Source organism: Chlamydophila parapsittaci (assembly GCF_006385615.1).
Taxonomy (GTDB): Bacteria; Chlamydiota; Chlamydiia; order Chlamydiales; family Chlamydiaceae; genus Chlamydia; species Chlamydia psittaci.
Genome location: NZ_CP041038.1, coordinates 252,311 through 273,051, shown reverse-complemented (window position 1 = coordinate 273,051; position 20,741 = coordinate 252,311). Strand labels below are relative to the sequence as shown.

Genomic DNA, 20,741 nt, shown 5'->3' with positions numbered 1-20,741 from the left:
TAAACTTCATGGCAGTTTATTGGCCTGCTTTTTTATTCGTAATCAAGGATGATATAGTATGATTTCAGGAGGCAACACATGCGTGTGGCTGTTTTGGGAGCTACTGGACTTGTTGGACAAAAGTTTGTAGCTCTCTTGCATAAATGGTTTCCTTGGCATATTTGTGAAGTTGTTGCCTCCGAGACAAAATGTGGTCAAACTTATGGTTCTGTATGTGTGTGGCAAGAATCGTTAGGTCCTATGCCAGAAAGCATGAGATACGTACCTGTTCGTAGGATTGAAGAAGTCGAATCAGATGTTATCGTGTCTTTTTTGCCAGAGATTGTAGCAGAATCATTAGAGTCCTACTGTTTGTCTAAGGGGAAGTTGATCTTTTCTAATGCATCAGCTTATAGGATGCACCCTGCTGTTCCCATAGTTATCCCTGAGGTAAATCCGGAGCATTTTCAACTTGTGAATAAGCAACCTTTTCCAGGAAGAATCATAACAAACTCTAATTGCTGTGTTTCAGGTATTGCCTTAGCCTTAGCTCCCTTAGTGGAGTTGGGCATAGGTCATGTACATATTGTGACTTTGCAGTCGGTGAGTGGAGCGGGGTATCCTGGGATTGCTTCTATGGATATTTTAGGAAATACTATTCCCCACATAGTCAAGGAAGAGGAAAAGATCCCAAGAGAAACGTTAAAGATTTTAGGAAGGAGTGAAGAACCCGCAGATTTTCCTATAACGGTTACTGTACACCGTGTTCCTGTAGTTTATGGACATACATTGACCTTGCACGTGACTTTTCATCATCCTGTAGCTATAGAAGACATTCTTCATATTTATCACCGTAAGAATGCAGAATTTCCCGAAACGTATAAACTTTACGATTCTCCTTGGCATCCACAGGCAAGAAAAGATCTCACTGATGATGATATGCGTGTGCATATAGGTCCCGTTACTTATGGAGGAGATGCCCGAACAATAAAGATGAATGTATTGATACATAATCTTGTTCGAGGTGCTGCGGGAGCTTTATTGATGAATATGCAGAACTACTGTTTTCAGAATGCTGGAGAGTATGCATGCCCCCAGTAGTTTATAAATTTGGTGGGACGAGTTTAGGAACTGCGGAAAGTATCAGAAAGGTTTATGATATTGTTCATAAGAATACGCCGTGGTTTATTGTTGTCAGTGCTGTAGCCGGTATTACGGATCTTCTAGATATGTTTTGTTCTGTTTCTAGTGAATACCGGGAACAGATCATTTTGGATATAGCAAACAAACATAATGAAATTATTCATGATCTACAACTCACATTCTCTATATCTCCCTGGATAGAGAAGTTACACAGTTGTCTGGATAAGGAAAAAATATCACTGCGTGATCGCGCAGAAATTCTTGCTATAGGAGAGGATATATCCGCCTCTCTCTTCCATGCTTTTTGCTGTAGTAATGATTTGTCTTTAGAGTTTTTGGAAGCTAGAACCGTGATCTTAACAGACGGTGAGTATAGTCGAGCCACTCCTGACATCGTGCGTATGCGTGACAATTGGCATGCTCTCGATCTTCGGAGTGATGTTTGTTACATTACCCAGGGATTCATAGGAGCAAATGCTTCTGGGGAAACAACCCTCTTAGGTAGAGGGGGGAGTGATTATTCTGGAGCTCTAATTGCAGAAATGAGTCACGCTAAGGAAGTGCGTATTTATACAGATGTGAACGGTATTTATACCATGGATCCTAGAATTATTGAAGATGCTCAACTTATTCCTGAGTTGAGTTTTGAAGAAATGCAGAATCTTGCCACATTTGGCGCTAAGATCCTTTACCCACCGATGCTTTCTCCTTGTGTGCGCTCTGGTATCCCTATTTTTGTAACCTCAACTTTTGATTTATCTAAAGGGGGTACGTGGATCTATGCTATGGATAAAATGATGAGTCATGAGCCTCGCGTAAAAGCCTTGTCTTTACGTCAGCATCAGCGCTTATGGTCGATAGACTGCAGCGGTTCAAGTACTGTGGGCTTGGATAAGATTTTATCTATACTAGACATCCATCATGTTCTTCCTGGATTAATCACTTCTCAAGATAGCACGGTATCCTTTACAACTGATGATGATGACGTTTCCGATGATGTTGTTCGAGAGCTTTATGATAAGTTATCGAACATCGGCACAGTGCATGTGCTCTATGATCTAGCATTAATCACAATGATCGGTTCCGGATTAGCTTCAACAAAAGTTGTGACAACTGTGACGGAAAAATTACGACATTATCCTTCCCCAATCTTTTGCTGTTGCCAAAGCTGTATGGCATTAAGCTTAGTTGTTCCTGAAAATCTTGCAGGAAATGTTGTAGAACAACTCCATAATGATTATGTTAAGCAGAAGTTTTCTGTAGTATAACCGCTGATTACTATGAAATTACTCACGGCTTCTGTCACGCCTTTCTTACCTGACCATTCTATAGATTTTGTAAGCTTTGAAAATCTCTTGCGTTTGCAAGAGAGAGAAAGCCATGGTGTTGTTCTTCTTGGGAGTACAGGAGAAAGCCTATCCATGACAGCAAAGGAAAAAGAATCCTTAGTTTCCTATGCATGTTCTTTAAACTTGAGGGTTCCCATAATTGTTGGTGTGCCAGGGACATCACTACACGAAGCTGCCGAGTGGATCCATACATGTCAGTCGTATCCTATTTACGGTTTTCTAATCACCACCCCTATTTATACTAAGCCCGGTGTACATGGTCAGACTCTTTGGTTTGAATCTCTGTTAAACAAAACAAACAAACCTGCAATTCTATACAACATTCCTTCTAGATCAGGAACAACATTATATTTCGACACAGTACGAGCTCTTGCTACGCACCCTTTTTTCTATGGTTTGAAAGACTCCGGAGGGTCGATTAAAAATTGCCTAGAATACGCGCAGATTAGTTCTGACATAGTTCTTTATTGTGGTGACGATGGCTTATGGCCACAAATGTATGAGTGCGGGGCACAGGGGTTAATTTCCGTTCTATCCAATATCTGGCCAAAAGAGGCACGTGAGTGTGTTGAGGATCCTCGTAACAAGGATCGTGCGGACTTATGGAGAGAAGTTTCTTCTTGGCTGAGTCAAACGACTAACCCTATTGCTATTAAAGCACTACTTGCTTATGAGCAGGTTATTGCACATAACACTTTGCGCTTGCCTTTGTCTATTCAAGACTTACAATGTGCTGAATCTATACCGCGCATTATACAAAAAATGTCGCAATGGAAATACTCAAGTGCTCACGTATAGCTCTTAGTGAAAAAGCACTCATTTTCAATGATTTATATAGCAAAATCATAGCCCTTTCTTGTTGATTTTAAATGACTTGTGTTGCATTTTCTTTCTGCTTGCTAGTGCTTTTCCTCTAAACTGATTACAGATGCATCGATACACTAAAGTTCCTCTACTCCCTATTCAATCTGTGCAACGGATATGCCCGCTGAAAATCGAGCATAGTCTGGTAATTTGCAAATCAGATTTCTTGAATTTCATTTTAGAAATGCTCAAGTTGGATCGACTGCATAAGTTGTTATTTAGAATAGGACTCATGCGGATGTTTACTTTCGTTTATCACGCTATGCTGATGTTTATCACAGTGGTATATATATCGATTTCTTGTGTTCTACATGTTTTATGTATGTGTAGTCCCCTAGAGGCAAAATAGTAAAAGCAGAGAAAATATATTAATTTAGAAATATGTTAAGAAGCTGTCCTTAATCGTTTTACCTATAAGGTAGATTGATTCATTCATATCCGTGTTAAATTCTGTAGTCTTATTTGTAATAAACTTCGGGTTGGCTTTTTCGTTTTTTGTTTCCTATGTTGCACGTGAGTTTGAGTGAATTAGTTCAGATTAAAGAAGAATAAGAGTAAGTATGATTAAAAGATTGTTTATTTATAGTTTAGTCTTCGCGTTTTCTCCTATAGTATCCTACAGTAATACAATCGCTGAAGATGCAGAGATTGTTGTGAAAGAGTCTGTTGGACATCAGAACTCTAGTATAGAGAGTTGTTTTGATTCTATGACAGATGAGGATAGAGAAACTCTAGCAAGCCAGCTCGATTCTTTATTTCAAGTATTGGTAGAAGAGAGCCAAGATCTCTACCGCGATCTCGTTCTTAAATGTAAAAATGAGAATATCGAATTAGAAAATAGTAAACAGGCTGTAGAACTAATAAAAGAATTGCCCTCAGGTAAGAGAATTCTACAAGCATGTAACGATATTTTTTCCTCCTTACGTATGCCTGCTGATGATTTGAATAGTGAGAACTTTTCGTTTGATGCTTTACTACAAAAGCTCGATGAGATAGCTCATGTTTGGCACGCCTATCGACATTCTAAAGATGTGGAATATGCTTACAAAGATCTCGAAATGCGAGAAAAAGAACTAGAATTTAAAAAAGATCTCCTCTCTTGGCAGAAAGAGAAAACAGATAGAGAACTTGCATGGAAACGCGAAAGATATGCGAGAGAGATTTTAACGCATAAAAGATAACGCATACCACAGTTTACTAAATTTATAAGAGTTTTTGGATTTCTGTTCGGATACTTTTTATTTTGTGGATAAAGACATTTGTTAAAAAGCTCTAAAAAATTTAGTTGGAATAGATCAAAACCTCGGGCTAATTTTTTTCACAGATGCGAATTACTATAACATCACACTTATAAGTTCCTTTGTCTTAATTACCTCTTAAAAATGCGGTTCTATGTGTACAGAAGACTACAACATAGACATAGCCGCATTTCTAGGTTTGATTTACAGAATAAAGTGCAAATCTCAGCACAAACGAAAGCTGGAGAAGAGGCCTATTTTTTTCTCCGCACGTAAGCTTATGAATACCTATTACTCTATATTGTAGTTGAATGTTTTTATGGTTGTGACTGTCAATCTTGAGAGCAGTTCGAGTTTAGAAAATATCAGTTTAGGAGATTATCACCCACCTTCTATTAATATTGAGGCATCATTGTCTCAACAGACTTCTGAACGCGTAAATTGTTTCATTCACGGAGGATGTGGATCTGATGTAAGGGAACATGCAGAAGTTTTTGAAGCAGTGAGTATTTTTGATCCGAATGCAGAGATACCAAGAGCTCATGAGGTTTGTGTTACCTACGTTAATGGGAGTGCCCAAACTTTAGTAGAAGCTCAAGGCGAGTCCTTGTACCTTAGTGAGGTCCGAGGTGAGCCTGTACGTCTGTTGTATAATTCTGGATGGGGGGGGGGGGTTTGCTCCCGATTATTACGAAGACCTGTTGTTTCATGTTCTAGTCCCCTATGTCAGGCATTGCTCGAATGCTTGAAACACTTCTTCTCTCATCCTAACAACCAGCATAGACATCACACAATTATATTTTACGGTGATGGGGGGGCTATAGTTGATGAGGTGTTGCGTCACACGCCTTATGGTGAGCGGGTTAAGGTAATTGGGATTGCCCCTACGACATATGTTACAGGAGGTAACGCAGCCCATTTTAGAGTGTCAGGAGATGTGACTACTCTGTTTGACTCGGCAGGATTTGCACGTTCTAACGTTACAACTCTTGCTTACTCTTCAGGAGCTGAGGGATTGTTTTTCCCAAGTGTGCGTTGTCCTAGCTATATTTGGGCGTTACGTCTATCACACCATTCTTCTTCTGGTGAATCGAGCTCAGAAAGTATGTCGCCACTTGCTTCTCATCAGATTTCTTTGGTGGAAATAGGTCATGGTCACGGGGCCTTTGACAGATTATCCGAGTTATTGCGATTGGGAGACACATCTGCTGAGGCAGAGTTTAATTTCGCTCCACGATCCAGTAGCGATATTCTTTTATCGAGTATATTCTGTATATTTAGAGTTTGTGGTTTACTGCAAGAGTATATCATCATTTCTGTGACATACGCTCCTGATGTTTACGTTTCTTACGTAATCATTTTTGGCTATACTTTGAATCTCTTGCGTTACTTTCTTTTGTTGTTGACCAATCCTCATGCTGTTCGCCATACGTATAGGTTATTACGTCTTATGGCTCATGCATTAACACCTCTGATTTTCCTAATCACTGTTTTGGATAATCTCAATTGTATAAGAAGGTACGGCAATCCATTTCCGATTTTGCGAGCGGTATTTGTTGTAGCATCTACATTAAGTGGTAGTGTTATCTTTATGGAGTTATTAAGAAATTGCTTCCGAGGATTGCGAGGACGTATCCAAACTACTATTTTACAAAGATTGACAGGTGCTCCTCAGGAATCGCAAGTCGTTGTGCGCTCTGTAGATGGGGGCAGAATCGGTGCTGTGCAGGCGATTATGGGGGTAGCCCATGGAATATTTTTATCTACTGCTGTTGGGATCCTTAATAGTATAGTTATGCAGGTCCCTAGCACATTAGGAAGAAGTAATACAACAGATGCAAATGACACGGGATTGTATTCTACTCATTTACACAATGCTTCTTTAGCGTGGCAGACAGGAGATGTTTTAGCAGTATCACAGACAATAAGCTTATTTATATGCTTGATTGTGTTTATCGCAAATATCTATGTCTTGGTGGGTTTGGTAAGCAGCAATCGACGCCGGTAAAAAACAAAAGCTGTATAGTCTTTTTTTTAAAGTTAAGATAGACTGTGTTTTGCAAAATCTAAAGAAGATGATAGTTATGGCGACAGCAATTCCCACAGGTTTCTGTTTGCAAAATCAGGAACTGATCAATCTATGGGACGAGTTTCCTTTGGCTGAGAGAGTATGCGTAATACTTTCTATTGTGTCTGTTATTTTCGGTGTAATTTGTAGTATAATCGGTATGGTACTTAGTTCCATCACCACAGGTGTCATAGGTTTTAGTCTCTATATTATTAGTATCTTTTTACTTTTGCGTGGAGTGGTGATTTACAATCATTTTTCTCTGAACTACTTAGTCTATGGCTCATTAGATAAAAATTATCGTTCAAGTGAAGTTTGGGGGAATATCTACGACAGTCCCCATCGACTTGTCTATGATTAAAATATCGGGTTGTAAATTAGCAAATCAGTTTTTTCAGACAGGTGTTTCTGTTTTCTAGCCACCTTCGAATGAGTGAGGGGTCACGATTTTTTTCACCTTCCCTAACACCGTTAACAGCTAATATGCAGTTAGAGAAAAGGATCATTAAGTAAATCTGACCCCTATTTTTCTGATAGATAATCCGCAGTTTTTCTCAGCGCTATAATCATATCGAATTCAGTAGTCTAGGAATGGGAGTGAGTCTGTTTTCAGTGTAAAGGGAAGGCGATAAATACTATGGATACCATCGGTAGATATTTGAGCGCGGAGTTGGCGACGGAGTCAACGGCGGAGCATCTGTTAAGGGGGAGGAGTTCACGTCAAATGAGCGGTCATTTTCATCATCATGGAGAGGAGGGGATGCGTGTTGTGGGTAGAATCCTGGTGCGGGAGTTAATGGCGGAGCGTCTGTTAAGGAGGAGGAGTTCACATCAGATGTGCGGTCATGTTCATCGTCATGGATAGGAGTGGATACGTATTGTGGAGAGAAGCCTGGCGCGGGAGTTAATGGTGGAGCTTCTGTTAGAGGGGAGGAGTCGATGTCAAATGTATAGTCATCTTCACCGTGAGGGGAAGGTGTTAAGTATTGTGGGGAGGAGCCTGGTGTCGGAGTTAATGGTGGAGCATCTGTTAAGGGGGAGGGATTAAGAATAGACGAAGATATTGCGAGTAGCCTTTCAGCTGTATGTGGTGTTATCGCTTCGCCTTCTTCTCCTGCAAAATCATCGAAGTTGTCTTCTTGAACATTAGATGAACTTAGTTGATCTAACTTTGATTGACGCCATGGATCGCTGTTTTTGCTTGCTACAGAGAATTCCAGGGGTTTGGTTTCTGAAACTCCTGCCTCGTCTTTGTTTGATGGTATTTTCCCTAAGACTTGTTCTCGGAAGATATTTGATGCAAGGGTTATGACGTTCTTCTCATCTTCTGAAAAGATAGCTTCGGGTTTTACGTCTCTAGCATAGGGGTGTGCATTTCTTGCGACCAAGGAAATCAGGAGAATTATTTGCACTAATACACTATCAGCGACGTAGATTGCCTCGCCGTTATTCAAAGTCTCTTTTTCAAGTAGTATATTTTTGAAACGGCTATGTCTGAATATAGCTCCCAGGGTATATGCTACACTTGAAGCAAGAATGCTACCTTGATTTTCGTCGAGTAAAAAGCTTCCTCTACTTGGGGCGGTTGTTCTATAACAACGAATTGTTCTAGCATAATTCAAACATTTCGTATAGCAAAATGGAGATTTATAGCCATCTGGGGTTTTTATCCAAATTTTTTGAGCATCCTTAGGGTTTGTATCTGTCGGAGCTACATGCCAAAGGTCTAAAACTGCTCCACACCTATCTTCAAAAATATTATATTGTCGAACTTTCTGTGCTATAAATAGCATGTCTCTTGTTCTTTTTTCGACACGAATAGCTTGTCTATCTGACTCTTCTATTGAAGTAGGGCAGAATCGTTGCATTTTTTGTTTTGTTGCTCCCGGTATTATTGGAAGGCGACGTTTTATACCGGAACGTACATCCGTTTTTAACAAAGAAAGCGCTGTACAAGCGGTACCGTGGATTGTAGAGTATTCCTTTACATCAAAATAAAAATTATCGGCACTACTTCTAACAAGTGGTCCCTGAGGAGGGTAGTTTTGTTGGCCAAGTGTCGCCGTTACTTCTCTACTACAAGATGCCTCGCCAAGTATTTGCACACGTGAGGAGCTTGTAGGATTAGCTAAATAGCACGTGCTTGCTGGAGGCTTGTGCTTTTCTAAAAAGCCTTCGATCTTTCGGGATAATTTAATAATTTTTTTGGACCAGGATCTAAAGTATTTTGATTTTGTTGTGAAACTGCTGTCTGCAGTCCTGGTGTATTACAGGATGAACTTAAAGATAACATATAGACTACTCCCAAAGAAAACTCAATAGGACACCTAAGAATGTCTCTTAGTTATTAAAAATACTTTTTATGATTGATTTTTAAAATAATTCGAAACCATTTTAATATAAATTATAATTAAATATCATCGTTTTATTATTAATATAATTTGAACTGGTTAATTTTTCTTTTCTTATTAATTATGTGTTTGCGAATTGAAAAATTGACAAGAGAGAAGGGAAGCTTCAAAATAACTACGCCACCGTATCGATTAGAATTAGGAGAAGAATATGGGTTATAGCTTAGCTACAAAGTCTCATCTGTTAAGAATTTTGAACAGTCCAATAGTCAAAATATTGGAGGGATCTCTTTTCCTCGCCTTATTAGCGAAGATTGCCCTACCCCTACCCTTTACCCCTATTCTCGTCACTTTTCAGACATTAGGGATTTTCTGTATAGGTATTGCATACTCTCCAAGGATGGCTGTCGGTAGTGTGCTCTCTTATCTTGTTGCAGGGATGTTTTTGCCAGTATTTTATGGTTCGGGATGTGGCTTAACCGCGTTTTTCGGTCCAACAGCAGGATATCTTTACGCTTTTCCTATCGCTGCTCTATTTATCTCCTCGCTCTATCGTCGGTTTAAATCTCCCAGTGGATACGTCTTGGCTTCTATTCTTACTATCGCAGCCCTGATAATACTAGTAATGGGATCTCTCTGGCTTGCCTACTATTTTTATATGATGTCGCTCACGGAATCCATAGATGTTGTAAAGGGCTTCCAACTAGGCGCTATGCCATTTATTGTCGGAGAAGCCTTAAAAATCCTGCTCGTAGTTAAAGGCAAATCGGCAGTGCAGTTCTTTCAGAAGCACTATTTTTAATTAAAATTTTTTAACATTGCTTCCGCTTGTCCTTCAGAGGGTAGATAGTGACTCTAAGATTATTGAAGTCGCTTGGTTAAATCTGGAAAATAGTTTAACTAAGTAGGCTTCTGCTAAGAGTCATTTACAATCATTCCTATTGTAATGCCTGCGCATGAGCGCATGGTTATCCCGTTCCCTAGAAGCTCGCCTAAAGTCATACCATGAGGTTTGTTGCGAGCCTCTAGAAAATACCAAGCTGTTCATTGGCTTTAAAATCAGTTTCTTTACATTTTAGAAGCTGAGCGACAGTACCTTCATAAGTCAAATACCATGATGAAGCTACTACTCTGTTGCTTAATGATGAGATTTCAGAAAGGTTGAAATAAAGACGATTGTTGATAGGAAAGAGAGCTTGGGGCAGACAGGATTCGAACCTGTGACCAACGGGTTATGAGTCCGTGGCTCTAACCGCTGAGCTACTGCCCCGTGATTAAGAGAACGGATATTAACATATAAGCTTCTGACAAGCAAGTGATATCCATCTCTAATCTGAAGATTTGAGATACTGCACAGAAATTTGTTTCATCCGCATATACAAAGACTCACCTCCATTCACTCTTCCGAAAGATAGGTATTGGCTGAGTTGATCAAAAAATACTGGCTTACAGGTGAGTACGGTCACCGGAGTTTCCCCAGAATACACTTCAGCAAATAATGCTGCTATTCCAGAAGAAATCAAAGCTTCCGTATGCGTAAAAAAGAATAAACGTCCTTCTTGATATACTTCATAAAGATATAAATCACTCTGACAACCCAATACAAGGTTCTCCCTTGAAATTTTACTTTTGTCAAAGTGTTTAGGTTGTGATCCGAAATCTAAAAGAGTGTTATACAACATGTCTTTATGAAATTTTTCGGGAAACAGAGTTTGTAAAATGCGGTGCTGTTTTTTCAAGCATCCAGCATGTTGTAGGGGACATACGGAGGGATTCAAAACTACTCCTCAACAACACGATTAGGCTCTTGTCTTAGATGGGTTAGAGTTTGTGATAGAGCTAAAATTCTTTGATTCGCAGAAGCGATAACATAATCAGGATCACTAAAATGTAGGTGATCACTAAATTGTGTTTTAGGTGCATCAAATACGTATGGTAATGGCATATTCATTTGTAGTTGCAGGGTATGCAACGTATTGGTCATTTGAGGATTATTTTGTTGGGCGACAATTTCAGAAATTTGCTTCTGAATGATCATTTGATTTTTAATTAATTGGTACTGATTAATCGCTTTCTGAATGTGCGCCACCTTTTTATCAAAAGCTTGCCGATCAGCGACATAATTGTCGTCATCGCCTAAGCGGAGACCGTAGGAAATGAGAATACTGATTTGGTTGCCTATGCATGCACCAATCGTAAATCCAACAGCTTCAGGAATAGCGTAAATTAGCGAAGAAATAGAAGCAATGATTGTTGCTAAAAGAATTTGGCGCGTTCCATTGGGATCAAGCTGCTGTAACCCATAATTCATCAAATTCCACAGGCTGTTTGTATTTTTATACTTATTTTTCCTATCCAAAACATTGGCGGTAAAAATACCAAAAAGAACACCAACACCTAAGCCTATACCCAGCCAAATGGTCAATGTTACCGCCATAGTATGATGACAGGCCAATATTAATGCCCAAGCAAGGATATACAATAAAATATATTTCCAGTTATCCCTTAAAAACGTACTAATTTTTTCCCCTACAGATCGAGCATGGTCCATACATGTTTTTGGAGCTGGTCGGTAAGGGAGAATATTCATCAGAGAGAGGGGAGGGCGAGAAGATGTAGTTATTCCCCTAAGTTCGCTATTAGGTGGCTGTGGGTTCTCTATATTCGTATTCACAGATTCACTATCGGATCCACTGTGATCTTGCATGGCTGCCATGCTCTCCAAACCATTAGGATGAGGAGTGCTAAAAGTAACAGAAGATATCATTCTATTTTATTAAAAATAACTAAACTGACGCATTGTAAAGTAAATTGATTTTAATTGTAAATGTTGTAGTAAATTTTCCCACTTATTCCTAAAGCAATCAATAATTTTTTATGATATTTAGGCTATCTATGAAAGGGATTTGACTTTTTCTACATACCGAATATAATGCTGCTGCATTTATGGATAGAGCGGAAAGGGATAAGCTCTATTCTTTAAAAAGACCAAATCTGCCCGTCTGGCCAGTCTTTAATTGAGATGCCTTTGGCCGAGAGGATTTTGTTTAAGGATAATTAATACATGGCAAAAAAAGAAGACACTATCGTGCTTGAGGGTAGAGTGCAAGAGCTCCTTCCCGGGATGCATTTCAAAATATTACTAGAGAATGGCATGCCGGTCACTGCTCATTTATGCGGTAAAATGCGTATGAGCAATATTCGTTTGCTTGTTGGAGATCGAGTCACTGTTGAAATGTCAGCCTATGACCTAACGAAAGCTAGAGTTGTATACAGGCATCGTTAATTGTTTTCTATTGATGTTTTAAAATAAGTGACATAGACTAGGCAATTCTCTGAGCCGTTATGAAACGTGAAGTATAGGCCCAGATAGCTCAGTGGTAGAGCACTTGCATGGTAAGCAAGCGGTCGTAGGTTCAATTCCTATTCTGGGCAGAAGTAATGGTTGGAGTAAAACTAATTTAATGAGGATTCTGAAATGTCAAAAGAAACTTTTCAACGTACTAAACCCCATATCAACATAGGGACCATTGGACACGTTGACCACGGTAAAACTACGCTAACAGCTGCAATCACACGCGCACTGTCAGCAGAGGGGTTAGCTAATTTTTGTGATTACAGTTCTATTGACAATACTCCTGAAGAAAAAGCTAGAGGAATTACTATCAACGCTTCTCACGTTGAATATGAAACCCCTAACCGTCACTATGCTCACGTAGACTGTCCTGGTCACGCCGACTATGTTAAAAACATGATTACAGGTGCTGCTCAGATGGACGGAGCAATTCTCGTTGTTTCCGCTACTGACGGTGCTATGCCCCAAACAAAGGAGCATATTCTGTTGGCAAGACAGGTAGGGGTTCCTTACATTGTTGTTTTCCTTAACAAAATCGATGTGATTTCTCAAGAGGATGCCGAGCTTGTAGACTTGGTCGAAATGGAATTATCCGAGCTTTTAGAAGAAAAAGGTTACAAAGGCTGCCCTATCATCCGCGGTTCTGCTTTGAAAGCTTTAGAAGGCGATGCAAGCTATGTTGAAAAGATTCGCGAGCTAATGCAAGCAGTAGATGATAATATCCCTACCCCAGAACGTGAAGTTGATAAACCTTTCTTAATGCCTATCGAAGACGTATTTTCTATTTCTGGTCGTGGTACAGTAGTAACAGGCCGTATCGAAAGAGGAGTCGTTAAGGTTGGTGATAAGGTACAAATTGTTGGTTTGAGAGATACTCGCGAAACAATTGTTACCGGTGTGGAAATGTTCAGAAAAGAACTTCCAGAAGGTCAAGCAGGAGAAAACGTAGGTCTACTTCTTAGAGGTATTGGGAAAAATGATGTTGAGCGCGGTATGGTTATTTGCCAACCTAACAGCGTAAAATCCCATACACAATTTAAAGGTACTGTTTACATCTTGCAAAAAGAAGAAGGTGGACGTCATAAGCCTTTCTTCACTGGATATAGACCTCAGTTCTTCTTCCGGACAACAGATGTAACAGGTGTTGTAACTCTTCCTGAGGGTGTAGAGATGGTTATGCCAGGCGATAACGTTGAATTCGATGTTCAATTGATTAGCCCTGTAGCCCTAGAAGAAGGTATGAGATTTGCTATTCGTGAAGGTGGTCGTACAATCGGTGCTGGAACGATTTCAAAAATTATTGCCTAAACCAGGTGATTTTATAAGCATGATTAAGATGATAAATCTTAATCATGCTTTTTTGGGTGTGTAGCTTAGCTGGTAGAGCAGTGGCCTCCAAAGCCGCCGGTCGGGGGTTCGACTCCCTTCGCACCCGTATAGACTTAATTTTTGATCTAGAAATTTGCTTATGAAACAACGCAATCACCAAGAGACACTCTCTAAGAAAATCGCTAAAGCTAAAAAGCAAGCTGGTGCTGGCTTTCTAGATGAAATTAAAAAAATTGAATGGGTCAGTAAACGAGATCTAAAACGATACGTTAAGATCGTAATCGCTAGTATTTTTGGCTTAGGCTTTTCTATATATTGTGTAGATTTGGTGTTTCGTAAGCTACTTACATTGTTAAGTGGTATAACAAGCTTTTTGTTTGGTTAGTTGCATGTTTAAATGGTATGTCGTTCAAGTTTTTACGGCTCAAGAGAAAAAAGTAAAAAAAGCTTTAGAAGATTTTAAAGAATCTTCCGGAATGACGGATTTTATACAAGAAATTGTCTTGCCTATAGAAAACGTGATGGAAGTAAAGAAGGGTGAGCACAAAGTCGTTGAGAAGTTCATCTGGCCGGGGTACCTGTTAATTAAAATGCATTTGACCGACGAGTCTTGGTTATATGTAAAAAATAATCCAGGTGTTGTTGAATTTTTAGGTGGGGGAGTACCTCTAGCTTTATCCGAAGATGAAGTGAGAAATATTTTAAAAGACATTGAAGAGAAAAAAGCTGGTGTTGTGCAAAAACACAAGTTCGATGTTGGCTCCAGAGTTAAAATTAATGATGGTGTTTTTGTAAACTTTATCGGTGTTGTTTCTGAAGTGTTCCATGATAAAGGGCGTCTTAGTGTCATGGTATCCATCTTTGGAAGGGAAACTCGTGTTGATGATTTAGAGTTTTGGCAAGTGGAAGAGGTGGCCCTAGAACAAGAAAGTGAATAAGAGTAAGAAAATCTGTGTATTCTTATTCTCCATCTTCTTATAATTTTAGTTTTTCGTTTCTTCCTCTTTATTCATAGAGGGACGTCAAGATAGAGTAAGGTTTAGTATGTCGAATAAAAAGGTGATTAAGTTAATTAAACTACAAATTCCTGGTGGTAAAGCCAACCCAGCTCCTCCAATAGGACCAGCTTTAGGTGCTGCTGGTGTAAATATTATGGGTTTTTGTAAAGAGTTTAATGCTGCAACACAAGATCGTCCTGGAGACCTGTTGCCAGTAGTTATTACTGTTTATTCGGATAAAACTTTCACTTTCATAACCAAACAACCTCCCGTATCTTCTTTGATCAAAAAGGCATTAAATCTAGAATCTGGGTCTAAAATTCCTAACAGGAATAAAGTTGGAAAATTGACCCAAGCACAAGTTACAGCTATTGCCGAACAAAAAATGAAAGATATGGACGTCGTTCTTCTTGAATCTGCAAAGCGTATGGTAGAAGGAACTGCCCGAAGTATGGGTATAGACGTCGAGTAAATTGTAATAGGGCTGCATAATTATGACAAAACATGGAAAACGTATACAAGGCATCTTAAAAAGCTATGATTTTTCAAAGTCATATTCTCTGCAAGAAGCTATAGATATTTTAAAACAATGCCCCACAGTGCGCTTTGATCAAACTGTCGATGTATCTATTAAATTAGGCATAGATCCAAAGAAAAGCGATCAACAAATTCGAGGGTCTGTTTCCTTGCCCAACGGTACAGGAAAAACTTTAAAAATTCTTGTGTTTGCTGCTGGAGAAAAAGCTAAGGAAGCTTTAGACGCTGGAGCTGATTTTGTAGGTAGTGACGATCTCGTTGAAAAAATTAAAGGCGGCTGGGTTGACTTTGATGTCGCAGTGGCTACTCCAGATATGATGCGTGAAGTTGGGAAGTTGGGAAAGGTTCTAGGACCAAGAAACCTTATGCCTACACCTAAGGCTGGAACAGTAACCATGGACGTTACTAAAACTATTGCCGAGTTGCGTAAAGGGAAAATTGAATTTAAAGCAGACCGCGCTGGGGTATGTAATGCTGGTGTAGGTAAGCTGTCATTTGATGGACACCTTCTTAAGGAAAACATCGAAGCTCTATGCTCTGCTTTAATTAAAGCTAAGCCGCCTGCAGCGAAGGGGCAATATCTGGTATCATTTACAGTTTCCTCTACTATGGGGCCTGGTATTTCTGTCGATACTAGAGAGTTAATGGCGTCTTAATTCAAGAGGGAAAATGAAAGAAGAAAAGAAATTACTCCTTCAAGAGGTAGAAGAGAAGATCTCCGCATCCCAAGGTTTTATTTTATTGAGATATCTTGGATTTACGGCAGCACACTCTAGAGAGTTTCGTAATTCACTCTCCGGAGTTTCTGCAGAATTTGAAGTATTAAAAAAGAGAATTTTTTTCAAAGCTATACAAAGCGCTGGTTTTGATATAGATTCTTCGGATACAAGCGGACACCTAGGTGTAGTCTTTGCTTATGATGATGCTGTTTCTGCAGCAAAACAAGTATTAGATTTTAATAAACAACATAACGATTCACTAGTTTTTCTTGCCGGACGAATTGATAGCGCTAACTTGTCAGGTAAAGAAGTAGAGGCTGTTGCCAAATTGCCTTCAATGAAAGAACTGAGACAGCAAATTGTTGGACTATTAGCTGCTCCGATGTCTCAGGTCGTTGGAATTATGGGCTCAGCTCTTTCTGGTGTTATTTCCTGCATCGACCAGAAAACGCAAAAAAACTAAGAAGAATGTTAAAACTCTCAAATTAAGTAAGGGTGACAAAAGTGACGACACAAAGTTTGGAAACTTTAGTAGAGACATTAAGCAGTTTAACAGTATTAGAACTGTCCGCTTTAAAAAAATTATTAGAAGAAAAATGGGATGTCACTGCCGCTGCTCCTGTGATGGCAGTTGCTGCTGGTGCTGGTGCTGCTGGTGCTGAAGCTGCTCCTGCTGAGTCTATAGAATTTGCAGTGACTTTAGAGGAAGTTCCTGCAGATAAAAAAATAGGCGTTTTAAAAGTAGTACGAGAAGTTACAGGATTAGCTTTAAAAGAAGCTAAAGAAATGACAGAAGGCTTGCCTAAAGTTGTTAAAGAAAAGACTTCTAAGTCTGATGCTGAGGATACAGTTAAGAAATTACAAGAAGCTGGAGCAAAAGCTTCCTTTAAAGGCTTGTAATTTATAGGAAAGAAAAATCCTTACAGATTTTTCTTTTCTTTTTTTATCATGTATACAATTGTAGTACTCCCTTAATACGGCATACGTAGGCTTGTTTAAGGGAAGTCTTTTGGCATCACAATAGTCTTAGGAGAGCTCGCATGTTCAAATGCCCGGAGCGGGTTAGCGTCAAAAAAAAGGAAGATATCTTAGATCTTCCAAATCTTATTGAAATTCAAATTAAGTCATATAAGCAATTTCTTCAGATTGGTAAGCTTGCAGAAGAGCGCGATAATATCGGCTTAGAAGAGGTTTTCAGAGAGATTTTTCCAATTAAATCTTATAACGAAGCTACCATTTTAGAGTATCTATCTTATAACTTAGGTGTGCCGAAATATTCTCCCGACGAGTGTATCCGTCGCGGGATCACCTATAGTGTTACTTTAAAAGTTCGCTTCCGTTTGACTGATGAAACAGGAATTAAAGAAGAAGAAGTCTATATGGGCACTATACCCATTATGACAGATAAAGGAACCTTTATTATTAACGGGGCTGAAAGGGTTGTTGTTTCTCAAGTACACCGTTCTCCAGGGATTAATTTCGAACAGGAAAAACATTCTAAAGGAAATATTTTGTTTTCTTTCAGAATTATTCCTTATCGAGGTAGTTGGCTAGAGGCTATTTTTGATATAAATGATTTAATTTATATCCATATTGATAGAAAGAAACGTCGCCGCAAGATTTTAGCTATAACGTTTATCCGTGCCCTAGGGTATTCATCTGACGCTGATATTATTGAAGAGTTTTTCCAAATAGAAGAACATTCTTTAAAAAGTGAAAAAGATTTTTCTTTCTTAGTTGGTAAAATCTTAGCTGATAATGTTTTAGATGAAGCTTCTTCTTTGGTTTACGGAAAGGCTGGAGAAAAACTTAGCACAGCTATGTTAAAACGTATGCTCGATGCTAATATCTCGACTTTAAAAATAGCTGTAGAGGCTGATGAAAATCACCCTATCATCAAAATGTTGGCCAAAGATCCAACAGACTCTTATGAAGCTGCTTTAAAGGATTTCTATAGAAGATTGCGCCCCGGTGAGCCTGCGACCTTAGCAAATGCTCGTTCTACAATTATGCGTCTGTTCTTTGATCCTAAACGCTATAACTTAGGAAGAGTAGGTCGTTATAAATTAAATAGAAAACTTGGATTCCCCATGGATGAAGAGTCCTTAGCACAAGTGACCTTAAGAAAAGAAGATGTTATTGGTGCTCTGAAGTATCTTATCCGTTTAAAAATGGGTGATGAAAAAGCTTCGATTGATGATATCGACCATTTAGCTAACCGTCGTGTACGCTCTGTAGGAGAACTTATCCAAAACCAATGCCGCTCCGGATTGGCTAGAATGGAAAAAATTATCCGAGAGAGAATGAATTTATTTGATTTCTCTTCTGATACATTGATTCCAGGAAAAATTATCTCTGCAAAAGGTCTCGCTAGCGTTCTAAAGGACTTTTTCGGTCGTTCTCAGCTTTCTCAATTCATGGATCAAACGAACCCTGTGGCCGAATTAACACATAAGCGGCGTTTGTCAGCTTTGGGGCCTGGAGGTTTGAATAGAGAAAGAGCTGGATTTGAAGTTCGTGACGTGCATGCGAGCCATTACGGACGTATATGTCCAATTGAGACTCCAGAAGGACCAAACATTGGTTTGATTACTTCTCTATCTTCCTTTGCAAAAATTAACGAATTCGGATTCATTGAAACTCCTTATCGTATCGTTAGAGATGGGGTAGTTACTGATGAAATCGAATACATGACTGCTGATGTCGAAGAAGAATGTGTGATTGCTCAGGCTTCAGCGAATTTAGATGAATATAATATGTTTGTCGATCCTGTATGCTGGGCAAGATATCGTGGAGAGGCTTTCGAAGCAGACACAAGTACCGTTACGCATATGGACGTTTCTCCAAAGCAATTGGTATCGATTGTTACAGGTTTAATTCCATTTTTAGAGCATGACGATGCTAACCGTGCTCTTATGGGATCAAACATGCAACGTCAAGCTGTTCCTTTATTGAAAACTGAAGCTCCTATTGTTGGAACAGGTTTAGAAGCACGTGCTGCTAAAGATTCCGGTGCTATTGTTGTTGCTGAAGAAGACGGAGTCGTAGAATATGTTGACGGTTATAAAGTAGTTATTGCAGCTAAACATAACCCAACACTTAAACGCACTTACGATCTTAAAAAGTTCTTAAGATCAAACTCTGGTACCTGCATTAATCAACGGCCTTTATGTAGTGTGGGAGATGTTGTAGTCAAAGGTGATGTTATAGCTGATGGTCCTGCTACAGATAAGGGAGAACTTGCTTTAGGAAAGAACATCTTGGTTGCCTTCATGCCTTGGTATGGATATAACTTCGAAGATGCGATTATCATTTCTGAAAAGTTGATTAAGCAAGACGCTTATACCTCAATTTATATTGAAGAGTTTGAATTAACAGCTAGAGACACAAAATTAGGAAAAGAAGAGATTACTCGTGACATTCCTAACGTTTCTGAAGAAGTCTTGGCTAACTTAGGTGAAGATGGAATTATTCGTATTGGAGCTGAAGTAAAGCCTGGCGACATTCTTGTTGGTAAAATTACTCCAAAATCAGAAACAGAATTAGCTCCTGAAGAACGTTTATTACGAGCAATCTTCGGAGAGAAAGCTGCTGATGTTAAAGACGCTTCTTTGACTGTACCTCCAGGAACAGAGGGAGTTGTCATGGACGTGAAAGTCTTCAGTAGAAAAGATAGACTTTCTAAGAGTGATGACGAGCTTGTAGAAGAAGCTGTTCATTTGAAAGACCTACAGAAAGGTTATAAGAATCAGATTTCAGTATTAAAAACAGAGTATCGTGAAAAATTAGGAGCCCTATTGTTAAATGAAAAAGCTCCAGCTTCGATTATACATCGTCGTACCGCCGATATTCTGGTTCAAGAAGGTACTGTATTTGATCAAGAGACAATCGAATTGCTTGAGCAAGAGTCTTTGGTCGATCTCCTTATGCCTCCTTGCGATATGTATGATGTTTTAAAATCACTACTTTCTGATTACGAGACATCCTTGCAACGTTTGGAAGTCAATTATAAAACAGAAGTTGAACATATTCGTGAAGGTGATGCTGATCTTGATCACGGTGTGATCCGCCAGGTTAAGGTATATGTTGCTTCAAAAAGAAAGCTGCAGGTTGGAGATAAAATGGCTGGACGTCACGGAAACAAAGGAGTTGTTTCTAAGATTGTTCCTGAAGCTGATATGCCATACCTTGCTAACGGCGAAACTGTACAGATGATCTTAAACCCCCTTGGTGTGCCTTCTAGGATGAACTTAGGTCAGGTATTGGAAACTCATCTTGGTTACGCTGCAAAAACTGCCGGTATTCATGTAAAAACTCCAGTATTTGAAGGTTTCCCAGAATCTCGTATCTGGGACATGATGATAGAACAAGGTTTGCCTGCAGATGGTAAGTCTTACTTGTATGATGGAAAGACTGGAGAGAGATTCGACAATACTGTGGTAATCGGATACATTTACATGTTGAAGCTAAGCCACTTAATTGCAGATAAAATTCACGCCAGATCCATTGGTCCTTACTCCTTGGTCACTCAGCAACCTCTCGGGGGTAAAGCTCAAATGGGAGGTCAAAGATTCGGAGAGATGGAAGTTTGGGCTTTAGAAGCTTATGGGGTAGCTCATATGCTCCAAGAGATTCTTACAGTTAAATCGGATGACGTTACTGGTCGAACAAGGATTTATGAATCCATTGTTAAAGGAGAAAACCTCCTGAAGTCAGGAACGCCAGAGTCGTTTAATGTTTTAATTAAGGAAATGCAAGGTCTAGGACTTGATGTTCGTCCTATGGTAGTAGATGCTTAAAAAATCACTTAT

General features: G+C 39.3%; 18 protein-coding genes, 3 tRNA genes and 1 pseudogene. 18 read left to right on the top strand and 4 right to left on the bottom strand.

Annotated features, from left to right (window positions below):
* The first annotated feature begins 78 nt into the window (after positions 1–78).
* The 6 genes from asd (at position 79) to FI836_RS01105 (ending at position 7,002) form a co-directional block, all read left to right on the top strand.
* The gene (asd, locus tag FI836_RS01135; RefSeq protein ID WP_014943936.1) at positions 79–1,080 is read left to right on the top strand and encodes an aspartate-semialdehyde dehydrogenase; all 1,002 of its coding nucleotides are present in this window, start codon (positions 79–81) and stop codon (positions 1,078–1,080) included.
* A complete protein-coding gene (locus tag FI836_RS01130) occupies positions 1,068–2,390 on the top strand; it encodes an aspartate kinase (RefSeq protein ID WP_014943935.1) in 1,323 nt (440 codons plus the stop codon). Before asd ends, FI836_RS01130 begins: the two co-directional genes overlap by 13 nt.
* A 12-nt stretch (positions 2,391–2,402) precedes the next feature.
* Positions 2,403–3,269, top strand: coding sequence for a 4-hydroxy-tetrahydrodipicolinate synthase (gene dapA / locus FI836_RS01125; RefSeq protein ID WP_014943934.1), 867 nt, complete (start codon positions 2,403–2,405; stop codon positions 3,267–3,269).
* A 626-nt stretch (positions 3,270–3,895) separates the two neighbouring features.
* Entirely contained in the window at positions 3,896–4,516 is a 621-nt protein-coding gene (locus FI836_RS01115; RefSeq protein ID WP_014943933.1) for a hypothetical protein, read from the top strand.
* Between the two features lie 376 nt (positions 4,517–4,892).
* A complete protein-coding gene (locus tag FI836_RS01110) occupies positions 4,893–6,581 on the top strand; it encodes a DUF687 domain-containing protein (protein ID WP_139934558.1) in 1,689 nt (562 codons plus the stop codon).
* 76 nt (positions 6,582–6,657) lie between these two features.
* Entirely contained in the window at positions 6,658–7,002 is a 345-nt protein-coding gene (locus FI836_RS01105; protein ID WP_014943930.1) for a hypothetical protein, read from the top strand.
* Between the two features lie 274 nt (positions 7,003–7,276).
* On the opposite strand, the pseudogene FI836_RS01100 reads toward FI836_RS01105, so the two are convergent.
* A pseudogene (locus FI836_RS01100) lies at positions 7,277–8,934 on the bottom strand (hypothetical protein).
* A 269-nt stretch (positions 8,935–9,203) separates the two neighbouring features.
* Here FI836_RS01100 and FI836_RS01095 point away from each other — a divergent pair.
* Complete coding sequence (locus FI836_RS01095) at positions 9,204–9,794, top strand: biotin transporter BioY (protein WP_006343368.1); 591 nt, start codon at positions 9,204–9,206, stop codon at positions 9,792–9,794.
* Between the two features lie 395 nt (positions 9,795–10,189).
* On the opposite strand, the gene FI836_RS01090 is transcribed toward FI836_RS01095, so the two are convergent.
* From FI836_RS01090 to FI836_RS01080, 3 genes are all read right to left on the bottom strand, one after another.
* A tRNA-Ile gene (locus FI836_RS01090) sits at positions 10,190–10,262 on the bottom strand.
* Between the two features lie 58 nt (positions 10,263–10,320).
* Complete coding sequence (locus FI836_RS01085) at positions 10,321–10,770, bottom strand: SufE family protein (RefSeq protein WP_006343367.1); 450 nt, start codon at positions 10,768–10,770, stop codon at positions 10,321–10,323.
* Between the two features lie 2 nt (positions 10,771–10,772).
* Positions 10,773–11,759: a membrane protein gene (locus FI836_RS01080; protein ID WP_014943927.1), complete on the bottom strand. Its 987-nt coding sequence runs from the start codon at positions 11,757–11,759 to the stop codon at positions 10,773–10,775.
* A 297-nt stretch (positions 11,760–12,056) separates the two neighbouring features.
* Between FI836_RS01080 and infA the strand changes: the two genes are divergently transcribed.
* The 11 genes from infA (at position 12,057) to rpoB (ending at position 20,729) form a co-directional block, all read left to right on the top strand.
* Positions 12,057–12,278 carry a translation initiation factor IF-1 gene (infA, locus tag FI836_RS01075; RefSeq protein WP_006343365.1) on the top strand — a complete coding sequence of 74 codons (222 nt, stop codon included), beginning with the start codon at positions 12,057–12,059 and terminating at the stop codon, positions 12,276–12,278.
* Between the two features lie 77 nt (positions 12,279–12,355).
* Positions 12,356–12,427, top strand: a tRNA-Thr gene (locus tag FI836_RS01070).
* Between the two features lie 43 nt (positions 12,428–12,470).
* Entirely contained in the window at positions 12,471–13,655 is a 1,185-nt protein-coding gene (gene tuf, locus FI836_RS01065) for an elongation factor Tu (RefSeq protein WP_014943926.1), read from the top strand.
* Between the two features lie 54 nt (positions 13,656–13,709).
* Positions 13,710–13,782: transfer RNA gene (locus tag FI836_RS01060), tRNA-Trp, on the top strand.
* 33 nt (positions 13,783–13,815) lie between these two features.
* Positions 13,816–14,061 (top strand): preprotein translocase subunit SecE, encoded by a 246-nt coding sequence (secE, locus tag FI836_RS01055; protein ID WP_006343363.1) that lies wholly within the window; start codon positions 13,816–13,818, stop codon positions 14,059–14,061.
* 4 nt (positions 14,062–14,065) lie between these two features.
* Entirely contained in the window at positions 14,066–14,614 is a 549-nt protein-coding gene (gene nusG / locus FI836_RS01050) for a transcription termination/antitermination protein NusG (protein ID WP_014943925.1), read from the top strand.
* Between the two features lie 106 nt (positions 14,615–14,720).
* On the top strand, positions 14,721–15,146 hold the full coding sequence (rplK, locus tag FI836_RS01045) for a 50S ribosomal protein L11 (protein WP_006343361.1): 426 nt from the start codon (positions 14,721–14,723) through the stop codon (positions 15,144–15,146).
* Positions 15,147–15,168: 22 nt separating this feature from the next.
* A complete protein-coding gene (gene rplA, locus FI836_RS01040) occupies positions 15,169–15,867 on the top strand; it encodes a 50S ribosomal protein L1 (protein WP_014943924.1) in 699 nt (232 codons plus the stop codon).
* 13 nt (positions 15,868–15,880) lie between these two features.
* Entirely contained in the window at positions 15,881–16,393 is a 513-nt protein-coding gene (gene rplJ, locus FI836_RS01035; protein ID WP_014943923.1) for a 50S ribosomal protein L10, read from the top strand.
* 41 nt (positions 16,394–16,434) lie between these two features.
* Positions 16,435–16,830 (top strand): 50S ribosomal protein L7/L12, encoded by a 396-nt coding sequence (gene rplL / locus FI836_RS01030; RefSeq protein WP_014943922.1) that lies wholly within the window; start codon positions 16,435–16,437, stop codon positions 16,828–16,830.
* Between the two features lie 140 nt (positions 16,831–16,970).
* Complete coding sequence (rpoB, locus tag FI836_RS01025) at positions 16,971–20,729, top strand: DNA-directed RNA polymerase subunit beta (protein WP_014943921.1); 3,759 nt, start codon at positions 16,971–16,973, stop codon at positions 20,727–20,729.
* Positions 20,730–20,741 lie beyond the last annotated feature (12 nt).

Excerpts from the sequence above, each read along its gene's own strand:
- infA (WP_006343365.1), top strand. The coding sequence starts at position 12,057 with ATGGCAAAAAAAGAAGACACTATCGTGCTTGAGGGTAGAGTGCAAGAG.
- FI836_RS01115 (WP_014943933.1), top strand. The coding sequence starts at position 3,896 with ATGATTAAAAGATTGTTTATTTATAGTTTAGTCTTCGCGTTTTCTCCT.
- dapA (WP_014943934.1), top strand. The coding sequence starts at position 2,403 with ATGAAATTACTCACGGCTTCTGTCACGCCTTTCTTACCTGACCATTCT.
- FI836_RS01130 (WP_014943935.1), top strand. The coding sequence starts at position 1,068 with ATGCCCCCAGTAGTTTATAAATTTGGTGGGACGAGTTTAGGAACTGCG.
- FI836_RS01095 (WP_006343368.1), top strand. The coding sequence starts at position 9,204 with ATGGGTTATAGCTTAGCTACAAAGTCTCATCTGTTAAGAATTTTGAAC.
- FI836_RS01080 (WP_014943927.1), bottom strand. The coding sequence starts at position 11,759 with ATGATATCTTCTGTTACTTTTAGCACTCCTCATCCTAATGGTTTGGAG.
- FI836_RS01110 (WP_139934558.1), top strand. The coding sequence starts at position 4,893 with ATGGTTGTGACTGTCAATCTTGAGAGCAGTTCGAGTTTAGAAAATATC.
- rplA (WP_014943924.1), top strand. The coding sequence starts at position 15,169 with ATGACAAAACATGGAAAACGTATACAAGGCATCTTAAAAAGCTATGAT.
- rpoB (WP_014943921.1), top strand. The coding sequence starts at position 16,971 with ATGTTCAAATGCCCGGAGCGGGTTAGCGTCAAAAAAAAGGAAGATATC.
- secE (WP_006343363.1), top strand. The coding sequence starts at position 13,816 with ATGAAACAACGCAATCACCAAGAGACACTCTCTAAGAAAATCGCTAAA.
- tuf (WP_014943926.1), top strand. The coding sequence starts at position 12,471 with ATGTCAAAAGAAACTTTTCAACGTACTAAACCCCATATCAACATAGGG.
- asd (WP_014943936.1), top strand. The coding sequence starts at position 79 with ATGCGTGTGGCTGTTTTGGGAGCTACTGGACTTGTTGGACAAAAGTTT.
- rplK (WP_006343361.1), top strand. The coding sequence starts at position 14,721 with ATGTCGAATAAAAAGGTGATTAAGTTAATTAAACTACAAATTCCTGGT.
- FI836_RS01105 (WP_014943930.1), top strand. The coding sequence starts at position 6,658 with ATGGCGACAGCAATTCCCACAGGTTTCTGTTTGCAAAATCAGGAACTG.
- rplJ (WP_014943923.1), top strand. The coding sequence starts at position 15,881 with ATGAAAGAAGAAAAGAAATTACTCCTTCAAGAGGTAGAAGAGAAGATC.
- nusG (WP_014943925.1), top strand. The coding sequence starts at position 14,066 with ATGTTTAAATGGTATGTCGTTCAAGTTTTTACGGCTCAAGAGAAAAAA.